This is a genomic window from Mesorhizobium sp. LSHC420B00 (assembly GCF_000503055.1).
Classification (GTDB): Bacteria; Pseudomonadota; Alphaproteobacteria; order Rhizobiales; family Rhizobiaceae; genus Mesorhizobium.
This window is the reverse complement of record NZ_AYVY01000009.1, coordinates 1-15,282: the sequence shown is the minus strand read 5'-3', so window position 1 is coordinate 15,282 and position 15,282 is coordinate 1. Positions and strand designations below refer to the sequence as shown.

The window sequence follows — 15,282 nt, the reverse complement described above, 5'->3', positions numbered from 1 at the left end:
TGGGCGAGGCGGGCCGGCGATCACAATCGGTAACCGCGCCGTCACGCGCCGATCGCTTCCAGGCCCTCCTCGAGCCAGTCCGCCAGCAGCGGCATGCCGAGCAGGTACTTTGCCGTGCGCTTGTTGGCGCGCTCGCGGGCGGCGGTCAGCGCGTCCGTCCATTCCGTCGCGTCATAGTCGCCGCGGCCGACCCAGGCCAACGCAATCAGTTCGGCCGCTTCGTCGACATTGAGGTCGTCGATCAGTTCGCGCAGTTCCTCCTCGGTGAGATTTTCGGAGCTTTCCTCGGCAAGGCCGTCGTGATGGTGGTTGTCGTGCGCGTTGCCGTCGAGCTCTACCTCGTGCTCGGCGCCGTCGGCATAGTCTTCGTTGACGGCGGCGCTGAGCGCCTTCGCCTTCAGGATGAACAGGCGCACGGTGTCGGGACCGATCGAAAGCTCCCAGTCTCGTTCAACGCGTTGCTGCACCGGCCGTCTCCCTGCTTCGTGCTCGGTCGGCCCGATGATAGCGGATTTGCAGCGCTCGTCACGTTCTCTTGCGCGTCGGCGTTGATCGTGAACCATGATTTCCGATGCCCTCTGTTCCAGGGATAAGATGGCCTTGCTGGGAGAGATCGCGGTTTTGAGATAGAATGGCATTTTCCGGGGACGAAACGGCTTCAGCCCGGCGTTAGTGTTGCATTGTCAGGTTCTAAGGAGAGTTCGATGCGCAGACGATTGCTGATTTGTGCCATGGCCATGGCCGCCCTGCCGCTGATTGCGGCTCCGGCGTTTTCGGCTGGTGAAGGCGGGGGAGGTGGTGGCGGCGGCGGCGGCAATGGCGGCGGCGGCCAGAGCCAGTGCAAGAAGGGGGAGGCCTGGGACAAGAAGCAGAAGAAATGTGTCTCGCCGAAGCAAGGCATGCTGGACGACGACAGCATCTATGATGCCGGTCGCGCGCTGGCGATGGATGGACGCTATGACGAGGCGATCGCCGTGCTCAGCCTCGCCGCCAACAAGCAGGACCCGCGCATCCTCAACTATCTCGGCTATTCGCACCGCCATTCCGGCCGCATCACCGTCGGCCTCGGCTATTACGAGGAAGCGCTGCGCATCGACCCGAATTACACGCTGGTGCGCGAATATCTCGGCGAGGCGCACCTGCAGATCGGCGATCTTGCCGGCGCCCAGGAACAGCTCCGCGAAATCGAGAAGCGCACGGGCAAGGGGTCTCGCGAATACGGCATGCTGTCGGAGCAGATCGATCATTTCATGAGGAGCTGATCCTCCGGAACGCTCCTCATAACCGGCTGTGAGCGATCGCAGCCGGTTTTTTGCTGTGCTGCGCACGTTTGGCCACAACCGGGATTTGGCATCACGGTACACACGATGCGATCTTGGAAACCCGCTTGACGTCGGGTCACCCGCGCAATTGGTGGATGATTTTTCAAAAACCGACTTTTTGGACGTGAAAAACCCGCGAAGATTGCTATATCTTGCGAAATTGTGGTGAGACGGTTCCGTTAGCCCGAGGCTGCCGGACCGTTTTCTTTTTGTACCATCGACAAGGTCGCTCCCGATTGCGGGGGCGGCGGCAGGAAAGGTCAGGCATATGAACAAGGTCCCGATGACAGGCGAGGGGTTCGCGTCATTGAAGGAAGAACTGCGCTGGCGCCAGCAACAGGAGCGGCCGCGTATCATCGAGGCGATTTCCGAAGCGCGCTCGCATGGCGACCTCTCCGAAAATGCCGAATATCACGCGGCAAAAGAGGCGCAGAGCCTCAATGAGGGCCGGGTCAACGAGCTTGAGGATCTGATCGCGCGGGCCGAGGTGATCGACGTCACCAAGCTCAGCGGCGACAAGGTCAAGTTCGGCGCCACCGTGGTGCTTGTCGACGAGGATACCGAGGAGAAAAAGACCTACCAGATCGTCGGCGACCAGGAGGCTGACGTGAAGTCCGGCCGCATCTCGATCTCCTCGCCGATCGCGCGCGCCCTGATCGGCAAGGAAGTCGGCGACGCCATCGAGGTCAACGCGCCCGGCGGCGCCAGGGGCTACGAGATCGTCCAGGTGCAATTTATCTGAGGGACAAAGCGGTAGGCGCCTTAATCCCGACGGGCAGCGCCGCCCCTCATCGCCCTGCCGGGCACTTCTGCCCGTATAGTGATGGGGAGAAGGGGCTGTCCGGAACCTCGACGCCGCTTCTGCAACGTCACCGATTGGCGAAATCCCCGGTGAAGGCGTCCTTCTCCCCGTCCCAATACGGGGAGAAGATGGCGGCAGCCTGATGAGGGCCAGCGCCGACTTTCCGGAATTGTTCGTCCCGAAGATCAGCCCCTGCCGACCTTGAGCTGACCAATCTCCCGAAGCGCCAGCAATCTCTCGGCTTCCGCCATCACCGCCGCCGGCGTGATGCCGAGGCCGGGTCTGGCCAGCAGCGTCGATGAGAATGGGCCGCACGGGCCGGTCAGGCCGGGCTCGGTGGCGAGGAATACCGCCACCGTCGGCAGGGCGAACGCGCTGGCGAGATGGGTCAGGCCGGTGTCGGCGCCGATCACCAGCGCCGAGCCGCCGATGACAGCGGCGATCTCGGCAAGCGGCGACCTGGGAACCACCACGGTTTGCGAAACGGCGCCGGCGATCGCCTCGGCAACTGCCTTTTCCCGGTCGTTCGACCAGGTGGTGACCGGCGTCATCCCCTTATCCACCAGCAGGCGGGCGGTTTCGATCCAGTCCGCGACCGGCCATTTCTTGTCCTCGCGGCTGGTGCCGTGCAGCAGGAAGGCGGTCTTTTCGCCGACAAAAGTCGATCTTCCGGCTGGCGGCACGATGCCGGAGTCAAGCCGGGAAAAATCCGGCTCGTAGCCGAGCGCCAGCCCGAACAGCCGTCTCGTGCGCTCGATGGCATGCAGGTCGCGCGGCACGGCGTAGCGATGGCCATAAAACAGGCTCGCCGAAGGCTCGCGGGCGCTCGAGCGGTCGAAACCGGCGATCGGTCCTGCCGCCAACCGCGCCACCAGCGCCGATTTCAACAAGCCTTGCGCATCGAGAACGAGGTCGTAGCGGCAATCGCGCAAGGCGCGGCACAAGCCGACCACTTCCCGCCATGTGCCGGGCTCGAGCAGCTTCCTGCGCCAGCGCCGGATCGCCACGCTGTGGATGGTTTGGATGGCGGGATGCAGCGCCACGATGCCGGCAAAGGCCTCTTCCACGCACCAGTCGAACGACAGGCCGGGCCGGGCGCGGCGCGCATCCTCGATCGCGGGAAAGGTGTGGATGACGTCGCCCATCGACGACGTCTTGACGATCAGCACCTTCATGCGGCGGCCGGCATTTCCAGCAGCCGCTCCGCCGCCACCACGACGCGTTCGACGTCCAGCGTCTTCAGGCAGTTGAGATGACCGAGTGGGCAGGTCTTCCTGTGGCACGGCGAACAGGACAGGCCGAGCCAGACCAGTTCGCGACGCTCTGCGAGCGGCGGCGTGTTCTGCGGCGAGGTCGAGCCGTAGACGGCGACAACCGGCGTGCCGACCGCGGCGGCGACATGCATCAGCCCGCTGTCGTTGGAGACGGCGAGCCTCGCCGCGGCGATCAGGTCGATGGCATCCTCCAGCCGCGTCTGGCCGGCGAGATCGACGGCGCCCGGCGCAAGCGCGGCGATTTCAGCCGTCACCTCGGCGTCGTTCTTCGATCCGAACAGCGCCACGCCAAACCCCTTCGCCATCATCTCGCGGGCGAGGCCGGCATAGTGTTCGCTCGGCCAGCGCTTGGCCGGGCCGAATTCGGCGCCGGGCATAAGTGCCACGAATTTCCTCGCCGTCAGCCCGAAACGGCCGAGCAGTGCCGCCTGGTTATCCTGATCGACGGCAAGCTTGGGAGCCCGGAAGCCGCCGCCCTGGGCAAGGCCGAAATAGGCCTGCGCGGTGCGCCGTTTCAGGCGATCGGGCAAGGGCACGATGTCGGTCAGCAGCCCATAGCGCATTTCCTTGAGATGGCCGACGCGGCGCGGAATGCCGGCAAAGAACGGGATCAGCGCCGACTTCCAGCTGCCCGGCAGGATATAGGCCATGTCGTAGCGGCCGCGCAGCAGGCGGCCGAAGCGCCTGCGGACGCGGAATTCGAACGCGCCGGATTTCAGCGGCAGATCGATCTGCTGGCGTATTTCGGGCATGCGCTTGACCAGGGGGGCTGCCCAGGCCGGCGCCAGCACGTCGATGGCGGCGCTCGGATGAAGCTCCCTCAGCGCCTGGAACAGGCACTGCGCCATCACCATGTCGCCCACCCAGCGTGGGCCGATCACGAGGATCGTTGGGCTTTCAGCCATTCGACATAGTCTCTGACGCCGGTTTCCACTGTGCGGAACTGGCCATTGTAACCGGCTGCGCGCAAGCGGGACATATCAGCTTGCGTAAAGCTCTGGTAGCTGCCCTTGAGGTGGTCGGGAAATTCGATGAATTCGATCTGGCCTTGGCCGAGCGTATCGATCACCGTTTCGGCAATGGCGCGGAACGGCTGGGCCTTGCCGGTGCCGCAGTTGAAGATGCCGCTCGAGCCGCGTTTCCACAGCCACAGATTGACGTCGGCGACGTCGCCGACATGGATGAAATCGCGGCTCTGCTCGCCGGGCCCGAAACCGTCATAGGCGCCGAACAGCTTGGGGTTTTCGCCGCGTTCGACCTGGTTGAACAAATGGAAGGCGACCGAGGCCATGGCGCCTTTATGCGCCTCGCGCGGTCCGTAGACGTTGAAATAACGCAGGCCCGCCACCGGCGAATGGTCGGTATCGAACACGGTGCGGCGGACATAGTCGTCGAACAGCTTTTTCGAATAGGCATAGACGTTGAGCGGCCGTTCGTATTGCGGATCCTCGCGGAACTCGGCGCTGCCGCCATAGACCGAAGCGGACGAGGCATAGAGGAAGGGTACGCGCAGGGCCAGGCAGGCGTGCAGCAAGTGCTTCGAATAGGTGTAGTTGACGTCCATCATGAACTTGCCGTTCCATTCGGTGGTCGTCGAGCAGGCACCCTGGTGGAAGACGGCCTCGATGCGGCCGAGGTCCCCGGCTTCCATCCGCGCCAGGAAATCGTCCTTGTCGAGATAATCGGCGATCTCGAGATCGGCGAGATTGGCGATCTTGTGGCCGTCGGTGAGGTCGTCGACGACGAGGATGTCGCTGAAACCGTCGGCGTTGAGCGCGGCGACGATGTTGGAACCGATCATGCCGGCGCCGCCCGTGACGATGATCATGAAAGCCTCTGGTACCTTGTGTCGGTTGTAGCCTTGTGGGATTCTGGCCTTATAGGGGAGCCGGGCCGGGCTGTCGACAAAGCAGGTGGCGGGCGGCAGGATGAGCGTCATAGTGGCGCCGCAAAGGTCTCGTTTCGGTCGGCCTGCCGGCCGACCGGCGACAGGAGCAAGGTAATGCCGTCAACCGAACTGCTTGTCGCCTTTTTCGCCACCACGGCGATCTTCGCCTATATCCCCGGTCCGGCGATGCTCTATGCCGCCGCGCAAACCATGGCGCGCGGCCGCTGGTCCGGCCTGATGGCGGCGCTCGGCATCCATCTCGGCGGCTATGTCCATGTCTTCGCCGCCGCTGTCGGCCTGTCGGTGCTTTTCCATGCCGTGCCGGTGCTTTACATGGCGGTCAAGCTGGTCGGTGCACTGTATCTGATCTGGCTCGGTGTTTCGCTGTTTCGCGCCAAGGCCCAAGGCGATGCGGTTTTGCCGGGAATTCAGCCGAAATCCGCCCGCCGCGCCTTTTTCGAGAGCGTTGCCGTCGAGGTGCTCAATCCCAAGACGGCGATTTTCTTCATGGCGTTCCTGCCGCAATTCATCGATGCCTCGGCAGGGTTTCCGGTCTGGCTGCAGTTCGTCGTGCTTGGAACGATCGTCAATTTGATGTTCTCGTCGGCCGACATTGTTTGCGTGATGCTGGCCGGCGCGGTGACCGCCAGGCTGCGGCGCTCGAGCCGGGCGCAACGACTGATGCGGCGCGCCGGCGGTGCGGTGCTCGTCGGGCTGGGCGTGCATGTCGCGTTGCAGAAAAGCTGACGCACCGTCGCGCTGCCGCGATCGGTCGAAGGCCTGCCGTTGCGTTGGCTGGAATTGCGGTATATCGGCATCGCCATGAACGGCCGGCCCTGCCAATCGAATTTCCCTGTCACTGAAATCGGCTCTCCCGCGCGTTGACATGATCAAGCTGCCTTCACCCGAACCTCTTCACCGCGCCATCTCGCGCTTCGGCAGCGCCACCGTGCTGGTGGTCGGCGATTTCATCCTCGACCGTTTCGTCAATGGCGTAATCGAGCGCATTTCGCCGGAAGCGCCGATCCCCGTGCTGCACGGGCGCGGCGAAACGCTGGCGATGGGTGGCGCCGGCAATGTCGTCGCCAATATCGTTTCGCTCGGCGCCGCCGCCATACCGGTCTCAGTGATCGGTGCTGACGAGGCCGGCAAGAACCTCATGCGCATGCTCGACGAGTTTGGCGTCGACACCGGCGGGCTGGCGCAGGATGCCGATCGCATGACGTCGTCGAAAAGCCGCTTCAGCGCGCTCAACCAGCAGGTGCTGCGTTTCGACGAAGAGGAAATCAAGCCGCTGGGCGATGCCGAGCGGGCGATGATGGTCGGGCATTTCCGCGACGCGCTGGCGCGCGCCGACATCGTCATCCTGTCCGACTATGGCAAGGGCGTGCTGCTCGACGGCGTCGCCGGCGAGCTGATCTCGATCTGTCGGGAAGCGGGCAAGCCGGTGCTGGTCGATCCGAAGGGCAGCGACTATGCGCGTTATGCCGGCGCGACGGCAATCACGCCCAACCGTAAGGAGCTCGGCGAGGCGGTCGGCCGCGCGGTGTTCGCCGACGACGAGATCGAGGCGGCGGCGCGCCAGCTGATTGCGGCGCACGGTTTCGATTTCGTCGTCGCGACGCGCAGCGAAAAGGGCATGAGCGTCATCGGTGCGGACGACGCCCGGCATATCGCCACGCAGGCGCGCGAAGTGTTCGACGTTTCAGGCGCCGGCGACACGGTGATCGCGACGTTTGCACTGGCGCTTGCTGCAGGGGCGGATCGCGTCATGGCCGGATCGATCGCCAACGCCGCCGGCGGCGTTGTCGTCGGCAAGCGCGGCACGGCGCGGCTGACGATCGAGGAACTCACCGGCGCGCTGTTTCGCTCGCATGGTCCGGTTGCCCACAAGGATGCCATCCTCGATGCCGCCGCCGCCGCGCGGCTGGTGGCGGGCTGGAAGGACGAGGGCTTGAGCGTGGGCTTCACCAATGGCTGTTTCGATATCCTGCATGCCGGCCATGTCAGTCTGTTGCACGCGGCGCGCAGCCTGTGCGACCGGCTGGTGCTCGGCCTCAACAGCGATGCCTCGGTGCGCCGGCTGAAAGGGCCGGGGCGCCCGGTCAACGACCAGCATGACCGGGCCTGCGTGCTGGCAGCACTTGCCTCCGTCGACGCCGTCGTCATCTTCGAGGAGGATACGCCGCTTTCGCTGATCGAGGCGCTGAGCCCCGACATACTGGTCAAGGGCGCCGACTATACGGTCGATCAGGTGGTTGGCGCCGATGTCGTGCAGAAGGCCGGCGGGCGCGTCGTGCTGGTCGACCTCGTCGCCGGCAAGAGCACCACCGGCACCATTGGCAGATTACGCGCCGGAAACTGAGGATTTCATGTCCGAACTGAACGATTACCTGGCCCGCTCGGCGGCCGCCATTTCGGCGATGGTCGAGCGCGACCTGACCAGCGAGATGGAGCGGGCGGTCAGCGCCGTCCTCGCCGCGCTTTCGCAGGGCAAGGCGCTGCTGATAGCCGGCAATGGCGGCTCGGCCAGCGACGCCATCCACATCGCCGGCGAGCTGGTCGGCCGCTTCCTCAGGGAGCGCAAGGCCTACAACGTCATCGCGCTGCCGGCCAACGCGGCGGTGCTGACCGCCTGGGGCAATGATTACGGCTTCGACACGGTGTTTGCGCGCCAGGTCGAGGCGCATGGTTCGGCGGGCGCCGTGCTGCTCGCCATCTCGACCAGCGGCAATTCGCCGAGCATCCTCGCCGCCGCCCAACAAGCGCGCATGATGGGCATGACGGTGATCAGCCTGACCGGCGACACCGGCGGCAAGCTGAAACCGCTCTCCGACATCCTGCTCAACGTCCCCTCGACCTCGACGCCGATCATCCAGCAGGGGCATTTGTGCCTTTATCACCATTTGTGCGAAATGGTCGAAACGCGCCNCGACCTCGACGCCGATCATCCAGCAGGGGCATTTGTGCCTTTATCACCATTTGTGCGAAATGGTCGAAACGCGCCTCTGCGACGCAGGGTGATTGTGCATTCGGAGTTGATGCCGTCGGCGAAGCTGCAATCTCCCCCGCAAGGGGGGAGATCGGCAGCTTCGTCGATGCCGCCACATTTTGTTCTTGCTTTGTGCCGGCAGCTATGCTACTAATTCAGCTATGGTGCTGATTCGCGCCGAGACCGCCGTTGAGGCGGGTTGTTTGATGTCAGGCACTTGGCAAGGTGCACGTAGATAGCGTGGATATGCCGGCTGCGACGTATGGCGTTCCGGGGTCCAGAGCCGCCAACGCCTCCTGACGAAGCCAGCAAGCGTGCGGCGCTTGGCGTTGATCTTCTCAGCGTCTCGCTCAATGCGACGCCGTTCAGCTGCCGCTTCGCCTTCTCCGCCCTGATTAGGCGCATGATCGTCGCCGGGTCCGGCAAGCGGACCGAAGATGGATTCGAGACGTGCGAAGTCATCACCGCTCAGCTTCGTGAGTTCGACGGTCTGGATCGGTCCGCCACCCCGGCCGGTGTGCTGCATGGAGGCGAGCTTGGGATACGGGGCTGGCGCTTTGGCCATGTCGTCCCGCCTCGTGGCGTCCGCTTTGCTGTCGCGCCAGAGAGGTGTCGCCGGTCGCAGCGACTTTTTTGACGCCCTACGCTCGCTTTATTCGGTGTACCACGCTTGCAGCCAGCACCAGGGCTATTGCCCCGGCGAGACATATTTGATTTCTCTGTTTCTAGTTTGATTGTTTTTCACCTGGAGGAGCGCTTGCAAATCTACAAGGTGGGCCAAGTATGCGTTAACGGCCATGCGATTACCGGGAATGTCGAGGCGGCCGCGAGCAGCAAATTTTGCCCTCGGTGTGGGGAAGAGACAATCGTCACCTGCCCCTCCTGTCGTGCATCAATTCGCGGCAACCGAATAATTCGTAGCGATTTTGGCAACATCTCTTCCGGGATGCACATTCCTGCCTTCTGCCATGCATGCGGGAAGCCGTTTCCCTGGACTGAACGTGCTGTCGCAGCTGCAAAAGAACTCGTCGACGAAGTAGAGGGTATCGAGACCGATGAACGCGAGAAGGCTAAGTCCAGCTTCATCGCCCTCGCTTCAGACACAGCTCAGACAACCGTCGCTGCTACTCGCGTGAACAAGCTGATCGCAAAAGCGGGACCAATCCTTGGAAAGGGCATTCGGGATATCGTGGTGTCAATCGCAACCGATGCCGCGAAGAAGGCCATGGGACTATAGCAAACCCGGCAGACCTTCGCTCTGCAACATCAGTTTGCTCGTTCGCCAGTCTTCTTGCCGGCAGTCATCTAACCTGATCTACTTTCCATCTATTTTAGACGGAGGGACATCGAATGGATCTGTCTGTGATTGCGAGTGGCTATTCGGCCCTCACAGCAGCCTTTGAAATCGCGAAGGGCCTGAAGAATGTTGACGACCAGGTAAAACTGAATGCTGCCGTCATAGAGCTCCAGCAGAAGATCGCAGATGCTCAGCACTCTGCCTCTGCATCGCGCGACGCCATGCGCGAGCTACAAGAAAAGATCGCCGAGTTTGAAAGATGGGAGAAAACAGCAGATCGCTACCTTTTGAAAGACTTTGGCGACCAGACTTACGCTTATGAACTGATAGCGGGGAAACCGGGCGATGAACCGAGCCATCTCGTCTGCCCGAATTGTTTTCAACAAAGGAAGCGATCCATCCTTCAGTATGACGACAAATACTCAGGGCGGAGACGATACAACTGCATGAACTGCGGGAAGCACGTTGATCTCGGGCGTTATGAGTATTCATAGTCGCCGACGGTGATTGATGACAGATGGCCCTAGGCTCTCAGGAGCATTTTGCAGGGAGCGTTGCGGCGCTGCTTGCCGGTGAGCGCCATGTATGATTACCTGCAATCGGGTTTGCTGCTGGCAAATAAGGGGTAGAATGAATTACTTGGATTTCTTTGCTTCCCTATTCGCATCAGCGACTTCCTTGGCATGGCCCGCCGCCATTGTGGCAGCCGTCTGGATCTTCCGCGGAGAGCTCCGCCCTTTGCTTCCTCGGCTTCATTTAAAACACAAGGATACGGAGATATCGTTTCGTCTCAGCGAAGCCGAAAAAACGGCAGAGCACCTGCCGCACAAGAATATCGAGATCCCTCCACCAACACCGGAAGAGATTTCTCGGTTTGACAAAATCGTCCAAATATCCCCACGCGCAGCTATCCTTGAAGTCCGTGCCGAATTGGAGTCGGCTGTTTACGGGCTGGCCGAAAGCTCGGGGCAAGCCCGTAAACTTCCGTTCGGCAACATGATCCGACTTCTTCGCGACAACGAACTCATAGACGCTGGCACGTCTGCTTTGCTCGATGATCTCCGGGTACTAGGCAATAGAGCTGCGCATGAAACGTCACATGATTTTAGCGTCGACGATGCCAGACGCTACAAGGCCATCGCTGATAGGGTAATGAACAGCCTGCAAGCGGCAAAATGGTTTGAACCTCAGGCCAGCTAGTAGGCCCCTCGCTTCGATATTCCTCGGACGCGGGTCAGGCGCCGCTTGCCACCATACCCACGTCTGATTACCTTGGATTAACTTCATACTGGAGGTGCGCATTTGGACTTAAATCCAAAGGAGAACTTGGGTCACCACCATCCGCAAGTAGTCTCTCTTCGCTGCCCTCATTGCCGTCATACCGGATCGTTTCATGGATACTCTAACTGCCCAGATGTCACATGGCTAATAACATGGGCGGATCCTAATGGGCGTAGGGTTGCCAAGTCGGCAGCGGCCGGCATGCGAAGGTGCCCGAACCCAGCGTGTTCGTCGCTTGTGTTTGTCGCTACGTCCAACAACGAAGTGGTCTCATACCCACCAGAAGTCATCGACTTCGATGCGACGAACCTCCCGCCAGACATCCTCTCCACCTTGGAGGAGTCAATAAAATGCCACGCTGCGGGCTGCTACCGAGCGGCCGCTCTGATGGTCCGGCGCACTTTGGAAGAGCTATGCGACGACAAAAAAGCGGCTGGAAAAGATCTCAAAGGTCGCTTGGCTGCGTTGAGCTCAGTCGCCGTAGTGCCTTCCGAGCTACTCACCGCGGCTGACGAGTTGCGGATTCTTGGTAATGATGCCGCACATATTGAGGCTAAGGATTATGACGCCATAGGCAAGGAAGAGTCCGAATTGGCGATAGAACTTGCCAAGGAATTGCTGAAAGCAGTCTACCAGTACACATCCCTGGTTGCGCGGTTGACCGCTCTAAAGAAACCGAAAGTCGTGCCCTAGTCGGACCCGATATCCGGGCGAGGCGCTCACGAGGACGTTCCAGCCACCATTAACCGACTGCGGCTTTGTTCGGCGTCCATCGCCTACGTTGCGCAGATCATTCCCACGAATTGTCAAGGAGCCGGTTTCCTGCGTGATGCTTGCCGCTGCCGCCGCATTTCGTTCCGCTTGGCAGCCCAAGAGAAATCGTCATGGTCCGAAGACAGAATTTTGGCGAAGGCGCCGTCTGTGGGGCCTCCTCAAGCCGAAAACGCCACTAGCCCTTCATCCTTGACCCGGCGGATGGTCAGCGCGGTTCGCACCGTATCGACATTGGCTGCCGAGGCCAGTTCCTCGATGACAAAGGTCTGGAAGGTGCCGAGGTCGCTCGCCACGCAATGCAGCAGGAAGTCGGACTCGCCCGACACCATCCAGGCATCGCGCACGATCGGCCAGCCGCGGGTGCGCTCGGCGAAGGTCTTGAGCTCGGCGTCGGCCTGGTGATGCAGGCCGATCAGGCAGAAGGCGACGACGTCGAGGCCGAGCGCCGGCGCGTTGAGCAAGGCGNGGCCTGGTGATGCAGGCCGATCAGGCAGAAGGCGACGACGTCGAGGCCGAGCGCCGGCGCGTTGAGCAAGGCGCGGTAGCCGCGGATGATGCCGGCTTCTTCCAGCCGCCTGACGCGGCGCAGGCATGGCGGCGCCGAAATGCCGACCCGGCCCGACAGTTCGACATTGGTCATGCGCCCGTCCTGCTGAAGCTCGCGCAGGATCTTCCAGTCGATGGCATCGAGATCGGCCTTGATCGGCATGGCGGCTTCCGTGCGGGCTTCCGTGGTGACGCGAAAGAATCTTTCGCGACTTTGTAGTTAAACGACTTTGCTGTCTATTCCATCCGGTGGATCGAGGATTTTCGCATCATCTTGCTACCGGTTGCTTGTCGCCGTCGCCGGTGCGGAAGCTTTCCGGGGACGAACGGCAACTTGCCTTGCTGGCGTCGCAGGCAACACTTACATTACGCGCAACAATCGACGAGAGTTCATGCCACAATCCATGGCTGCTCCCCCGCAGAGGCTTTTCATGATCACCAAGCACGCGCCTGTTCTCATCATCGGCTCCGGCCCTGCCGGCTATACGGCGGCGATCTATGCCGCCCGCGCCATGCTCAAGCCAATGCTGGTCGCCGGCCTGCAGCAGGGCGGGCAACTGATGATCACCACCGATGTCGAAAACTATCCGGGCTTCGCCGACCCGATCCAGGGCCCATGGCTGATGAGCGAAATGCTCAAGCAGGCCGAGCATGTCGGCACCGACATCGTCAACGACATCATCACCGAGGTCGACCTCAATGTGCGGCCGTTCCGCGCCAAGGGCGATTCCGGTACGACCTATACCGCCGACGCGCTGATCATCGCCACCGGCGCGCAGGCGAAGTGGCTGGGCATCCCGAGCGAACACACCTTCATGGGCTTTGGCGTCTCGGCCTGCGCCACCTGCGACGGCTTCTTCTATCGCGGCAAGGATGTCGCGGTGATCGGCGGCGGCAATTCGGCGGTGGAGGAAGCGCTCTATCTCTCCAACCTGGCCAAGAGCGTCACCGTCATCCACAGGCGCAGCGATTTCCGCGCCGAGCGCATCCTGCGCGAGCGGCTGCTGCAGAAGGACAATGTCCGCGTCATCTGGGATACGGTCGTCGACGAGATCACTGGCCGGCCCGGCAAGGCGCCGATGCCGCCTTCGGTCGAAGGGCTGAAGCTGCGCAATGTGGTGACCGGGCAGGAGATGCATCTCGTGGTCGACGGCGTGTTTGTGGCGATCGGCCACGCACCGGCGGTCGAGCTGTTTGCCGGCAAGCTGAAGCAGAAGCCGAACGGTTATCTGTGGACGGCACCGGATTCGACCCGCACCGACATGCCGGGCGTGTTCGCCGCCGGCGACGTGACCGACGATATCTACCGCCAGGCGGTGACGGCGGCCGGGCTTGGCTGCATGGCCGCGCTCGAGGCGGAAAAATATTTGGCGGGGATCGAGGTTCACCGCGAAGCGGCGGAGTGATTGTTGAACAAGCGGCTGAGAAAAGCCGCGCAAAAGCCTGATTTTTCATTCAGACGCCAAAACAGGCGGACGCCAGAAAACAGGACGAGGGGAAATCATGGCGTTGGATTGGGACAAGCTACGCGTGTTTCACGCCGCAGCAGAAGCGGGGTCGTTCACCCATGCCGCGGAAACACTGCATTTGTCGCAATCGGCGATCTCGCGGCAGGTCAGCGCGCTCGAGCATGACGTCGGCGTGCCGCTGTTCAATCGCCACGCCCGCGGCCTGGTGCTGACCGAACAGGGCGAGATGCTGTTCCGCACGGCGCACGACGTGCTGATGAAGCTCGAAACCATCAAGTCGCGGCTGACCGAGACTAAGGACCGGCCCTCCGGCGTGCTCAGGGTGACGACCACGGTCGGCCTCGGCGCCGGCTGGCTGACCGAGCGCGTGCAGGAATTCATCGAGCTCTATCCTGAGGTCAGCCTGCAGCTTATCCTCGCCAATGAGGAGCTCGACCTCACAATGCGCCAGGCCGATTGCGCCATCCGGCTGCGCCAGCCGCAGCAGCCCGACCTCATCCAGCGCCGCCTGTTCACCGTGCATTTCCATCTCTACGCGGCGCCCTCCTATGTGAACAAATACGGCAAGCCGAATTCGATCGCCGAGCTGAAGGCCCATCGCATCGTCACCTTCGGCGTGCCGGTGCCGGCGCATCTGTCGGAACTGAACTGGCTGGAAACGGTCGGCGATTTCGAAGGCGGGCAAAGGGTGCCGACGCTGCAGATCAACGACATCCTGTCGATCAAGCGGGCGGTGCAAGGCGGCGCCGGCATCGCCATGCTGCCGGATTACGTGGTCAGCAAGGATTCGGGGCTGGTGCAGTTGCTGCCCGAGACCGAGGTGCCGTCCTTCGACACCTATTTCGCCTATCCCGACGCGATGAAGAACCAGGCGAAGCTGCATGTCTTCCGCGATTTCATCATCGCCAAGGCGCGCAGCTGGTCGTTTTAGAGTGCGTCGATAGTCAGCCTAGGTTGCGACGCCGATGGCGGGCTTTTGGGCGACATGCACCCAGCAAGGTCTGGCTGCCGAAAAAACAAACGCGTGCTGCACGATTCCACGTCATCCTGCGTTTTTCGACTTTCCGAGCAAGAATCGCTGCCGATTCGCGGCTGCAGATCGATTTTTGCCTTGCCGCAGGCTGCATTTCAGCGATTCAACTGGTCCTATTGCGCTTCGGGCCGGATTGGACCACAGCCGGCGCCTTTTTGCATGTGTGTGTTGCAAAATAGATGCTTGTTTCTTGGGCATGAAGAGCACATATATAGATCATCTCCTGAGCGCGTTCTCCTCCCATTAGCGCTCTCGAGTGTTCCCCTCTGGAGGTTAGCCTTAACAGGCACTTCCAATCAAACTCAGCCGGGTCTTCATTGATCCGGCTTTTTTGTTGCCCGAAACCAACACATCGCCAGAAAATCGGCCGGAACTGGCGCGTAACAGTGACATGTAACCTCGGGTAACATGCCGCGGGCGCGCCAAATCGATTAAGCAGAGCATAGGACGCGGTGTGGCTCGTCCGGGGGATGGGGGCATCACTCGGACGACCCGGGCTCAGGCGGCTACCGCGTCCGAACCTTCCTCCGCCGATAGTGTCCTGAAGGTTCTGCAAAAAGTTTTGGAGAGAGAACGGCGCTTGCTCTGAAGGGCGAGCGGCCAT

At 61.9% G+C, this 15,282-nt stretch carries 15 protein-coding genes and 2 pseudogenes; 11 read left to right on the top strand and 6 right to left on the bottom strand.

What is annotated here, in order from left to right; translation table 11 throughout:
* Positions 1–41 precede the first annotated feature (41 nt).
* Complete coding sequence (locus X760_RS54150) at positions 42–467, bottom strand: DUF3775 domain-containing protein (protein WP_023719115.1); 426 nt, start codon at positions 465–467, stop codon at positions 42–44.
* A 237-nt stretch (positions 468–704) separates the two neighbouring features.
* Here X760_RS54150 and X760_RS54145 point away from each other — a divergent pair, with 237 nt between their 5' ends.
* Positions 705–1,262, top strand: coding sequence for a tetratricopeptide repeat protein (locus tag X760_RS54145; protein ID WP_023719114.1), 558 nt, complete (start codon positions 705–707; stop codon positions 1,260–1,262).
* A 328-nt stretch (positions 1,263–1,590) separates the two neighbouring features.
* Positions 1,591–2,064 (top strand): transcription elongation factor GreA, encoded by a 474-nt coding sequence (gene greA, locus X760_RS54140; protein ID WP_023719113.1) that lies wholly within the window; start codon positions 1,591–1,593, stop codon positions 2,062–2,064.
* Positions 2,065–2,309: 245 nt separating this feature from the next.
* On the opposite strand, the gene waaC is transcribed toward greA, so the two are convergent.
* From waaC to rfaD, 3 genes are read right to left on the bottom strand one after another with little or no spacing between them, the layout of a single operon-like run.
* The gene (gene waaC / locus X760_RS54135; protein WP_023719112.1) at positions 2,310–3,299 is read right to left on the bottom strand and encodes a lipopolysaccharide heptosyltransferase I; all 990 of its coding nucleotides are present in this window, start codon (positions 3,297–3,299) and stop codon (positions 2,310–2,312) included.
* On the bottom strand, positions 3,296–4,303 hold the full coding sequence (waaF, locus tag X760_RS54130) for a lipopolysaccharide heptosyltransferase II (RefSeq protein ID WP_023719111.1): 1,008 nt from the start codon (positions 4,301–4,303) through the stop codon (positions 3,296–3,298). The genes waaC and waaF overlap by 4 nt, the downstream gene beginning before the upstream one ends.
* On the bottom strand, positions 4,276–5,226 hold the full coding sequence (rfaD, locus tag X760_RS54125) for an ADP-glyceromanno-heptose 6-epimerase (protein WP_023719110.1): 951 nt from the start codon (positions 5,224–5,226) through the stop codon (positions 4,276–4,278). The genes waaF and rfaD overlap by 28 nt, the downstream gene beginning before the upstream one ends.
* 174 nt (positions 5,227–5,400) lie before the next feature.
* Between rfaD and X760_RS54120 the strand changes: the two genes are divergently transcribed.
* From X760_RS54120 to X760_RS0137950, 3 genes and pseudogenes are all read left to right on the top strand, one after another.
* Positions 5,401–6,033 (top strand): LysE family translocator, encoded by a 633-nt coding sequence (locus X760_RS54120; RefSeq protein WP_023719109.1) that lies wholly within the window; start codon positions 5,401–5,403, stop codon positions 6,031–6,033.
* Between the two features lie 139 nt (positions 6,034–6,172).
* Positions 6,173–7,651 (top strand): D-glycero-beta-D-manno-heptose-7-phosphate kinase, encoded by a 1,479-nt coding sequence (gene rfaE1 / locus X760_RS0137955; protein WP_031194062.1) that lies wholly within the window; start codon positions 6,173–6,175, stop codon positions 7,649–7,651.
* Between the two features lie 7 nt (positions 7,652–7,658).
* Positions 7,659–8,210: pseudogene (locus tag X760_RS0137950) on the top strand (SIS domain-containing protein); the annotation flags it as partial.
* Positions 8,211–8,420: 210 nt separating this feature from the next.
* Here the strand turns inward: X760_RS0137950 and X760_RS76345 are convergent.
* On the bottom strand, positions 8,421–8,843 hold the full coding sequence (locus X760_RS76345) for a hypothetical protein (RefSeq protein ID WP_156948076.1): 423 nt from the start codon (positions 8,841–8,843) through the stop codon (positions 8,421–8,423).
* A 192-nt stretch (positions 8,844–9,035) separates the two neighbouring features.
* Here X760_RS76345 and X760_RS74710 point away from each other — a divergent pair, with 192 nt between their 5' ends.
* The 4 genes from X760_RS74710 (at position 9,036) to X760_RS78855 (ending at position 11,549) form a co-directional block, all read left to right on the top strand.
* Positions 9,036–9,515 carry a DUF2321 domain-containing protein gene (locus X760_RS74710; RefSeq protein ID WP_198030484.1) on the top strand — a complete coding sequence of 160 codons (480 nt, stop codon included), beginning with the start codon at positions 9,036–9,038 and terminating at the stop codon, positions 9,513–9,515.
* A gap of 113 nt (positions 9,516–9,628) precedes the next feature.
* Complete coding sequence (locus X760_RS54105; protein WP_023719104.1) at positions 9,629–10,069, top strand: hypothetical protein; 441 nt, start codon at positions 9,629–9,631, stop codon at positions 10,067–10,069.
* A 136-nt stretch (positions 10,070–10,205) separates the two neighbouring features.
* Entirely contained in the window at positions 10,206–10,775 is a 570-nt protein-coding gene (locus tag X760_RS73710) for a DUF4145 domain-containing protein (protein WP_051409668.1), read from the top strand.
* 282 nt (positions 10,776–11,057) lie between these two features.
* Positions 11,058–11,549, top strand: coding sequence for a DUF4145 domain-containing protein (locus X760_RS78855; RefSeq protein WP_280940417.1), 492 nt, complete (start codon positions 11,058–11,060; stop codon positions 11,547–11,549).
* A 239-nt stretch (positions 11,550–11,788) separates the two neighbouring features.
* Here X760_RS78855 and X760_RS54100 read toward each other — a convergent pair.
* Positions 11,789–12,339, bottom strand: a pseudogene (locus X760_RS54100) (Lrp/AsnC family transcriptional regulator).
* Positions 12,340–12,607: 268 nt separating this feature from the next.
* On the opposite strand from X760_RS54100, the gene trxB reads away from it, so the two are divergent.
* Both trxB and X760_RS54090 read left to right on the top strand, forming a co-directional pair.
* Positions 12,608–13,582, top strand: coding sequence for a thioredoxin-disulfide reductase (trxB, locus tag X760_RS54095; protein ID WP_023719101.1), 975 nt, complete (start codon positions 12,608–12,610; stop codon positions 13,580–13,582).
* Positions 13,583–13,679: 97 nt separating this feature from the next.
* The gene (locus tag X760_RS54090; protein WP_023719100.1) at positions 13,680–14,576 is read left to right on the top strand and encodes a LysR family transcriptional regulator; all 897 of its coding nucleotides are present in this window, start codon (positions 13,680–13,682) and stop codon (positions 14,574–14,576) included.
* The last annotated feature ends 706 nt before the right edge of the window (positions 14,577–15,282 follow it).

Excerpts from the sequence above, each read along its gene's own strand:
- X760_RS76345 (WP_156948076.1), bottom strand. The coding sequence starts at position 8,843 with ATGGCCAAAGCGCCAGCCCCGTATCCCAAGCTCGCCTCCATGCAGCAC.
- X760_RS54145 (WP_023719114.1), top strand. The coding sequence starts at position 705 with ATGCGCAGACGATTGCTGATTTGTGCCATGGCCATGGCCGCCCTGCCG.
- rfaD (WP_023719110.1), bottom strand. The coding sequence starts at position 5,226 with ATGATCATCGTCACGGGCGGCGCCGGCATGATCGGTTCCAACATCGTC.
- trxB (WP_023719101.1), top strand. The coding sequence starts at position 12,608 with ATGATCACCAAGCACGCGCCTGTTCTCATCATCGGCTCCGGCCCTGCC.
- waaC (WP_023719112.1), bottom strand. The coding sequence starts at position 3,299 with ATGAAGGTGCTGATCGTCAAGACGTCGTCGATGGGCGACGTCATCCAC.
- greA (WP_023719113.1), top strand. The coding sequence starts at position 1,591 with ATGAACAAGGTCCCGATGACAGGCGAGGGGTTCGCGTCATTGAAGGAA.
- X760_RS54105 (WP_023719104.1), top strand. The coding sequence starts at position 9,629 with ATGGATCTGTCTGTGATTGCGAGTGGCTATTCGGCCCTCACAGCAGCC.
- X760_RS54090 (WP_023719100.1), top strand. The coding sequence starts at position 13,680 with ATGGCGTTGGATTGGGACAAGCTACGCGTGTTTCACGCCGCAGCAGAA.
- waaF (WP_023719111.1), bottom strand. The coding sequence starts at position 4,303 with ATGGCTGAAAGCCCAACGATCCTCGTGATCGGCCCACGCTGGGTGGGC.
- rfaE1 (WP_031194062.1), top strand. The coding sequence starts at position 6,173 with ATGATCAAGCTGCCTTCACCCGAACCTCTTCACCGCGCCATCTCGCGC.
- X760_RS54120 (WP_023719109.1), top strand. The coding sequence starts at position 5,401 with ATGCCGTCAACCGAACTGCTTGTCGCCTTTTTCGCCACCACGGCGATC.
- X760_RS73710 (WP_051409668.1), top strand. The coding sequence starts at position 10,206 with ATGAATTACTTGGATTTCTTTGCTTCCCTATTCGCATCAGCGACTTCC.
- X760_RS78855 (WP_280940417.1), top strand. The coding sequence starts at position 11,058 with ATGCGAAGGTGCCCGAACCCAGCGTGTTCGTCGCTTGTGTTTGTCGCT.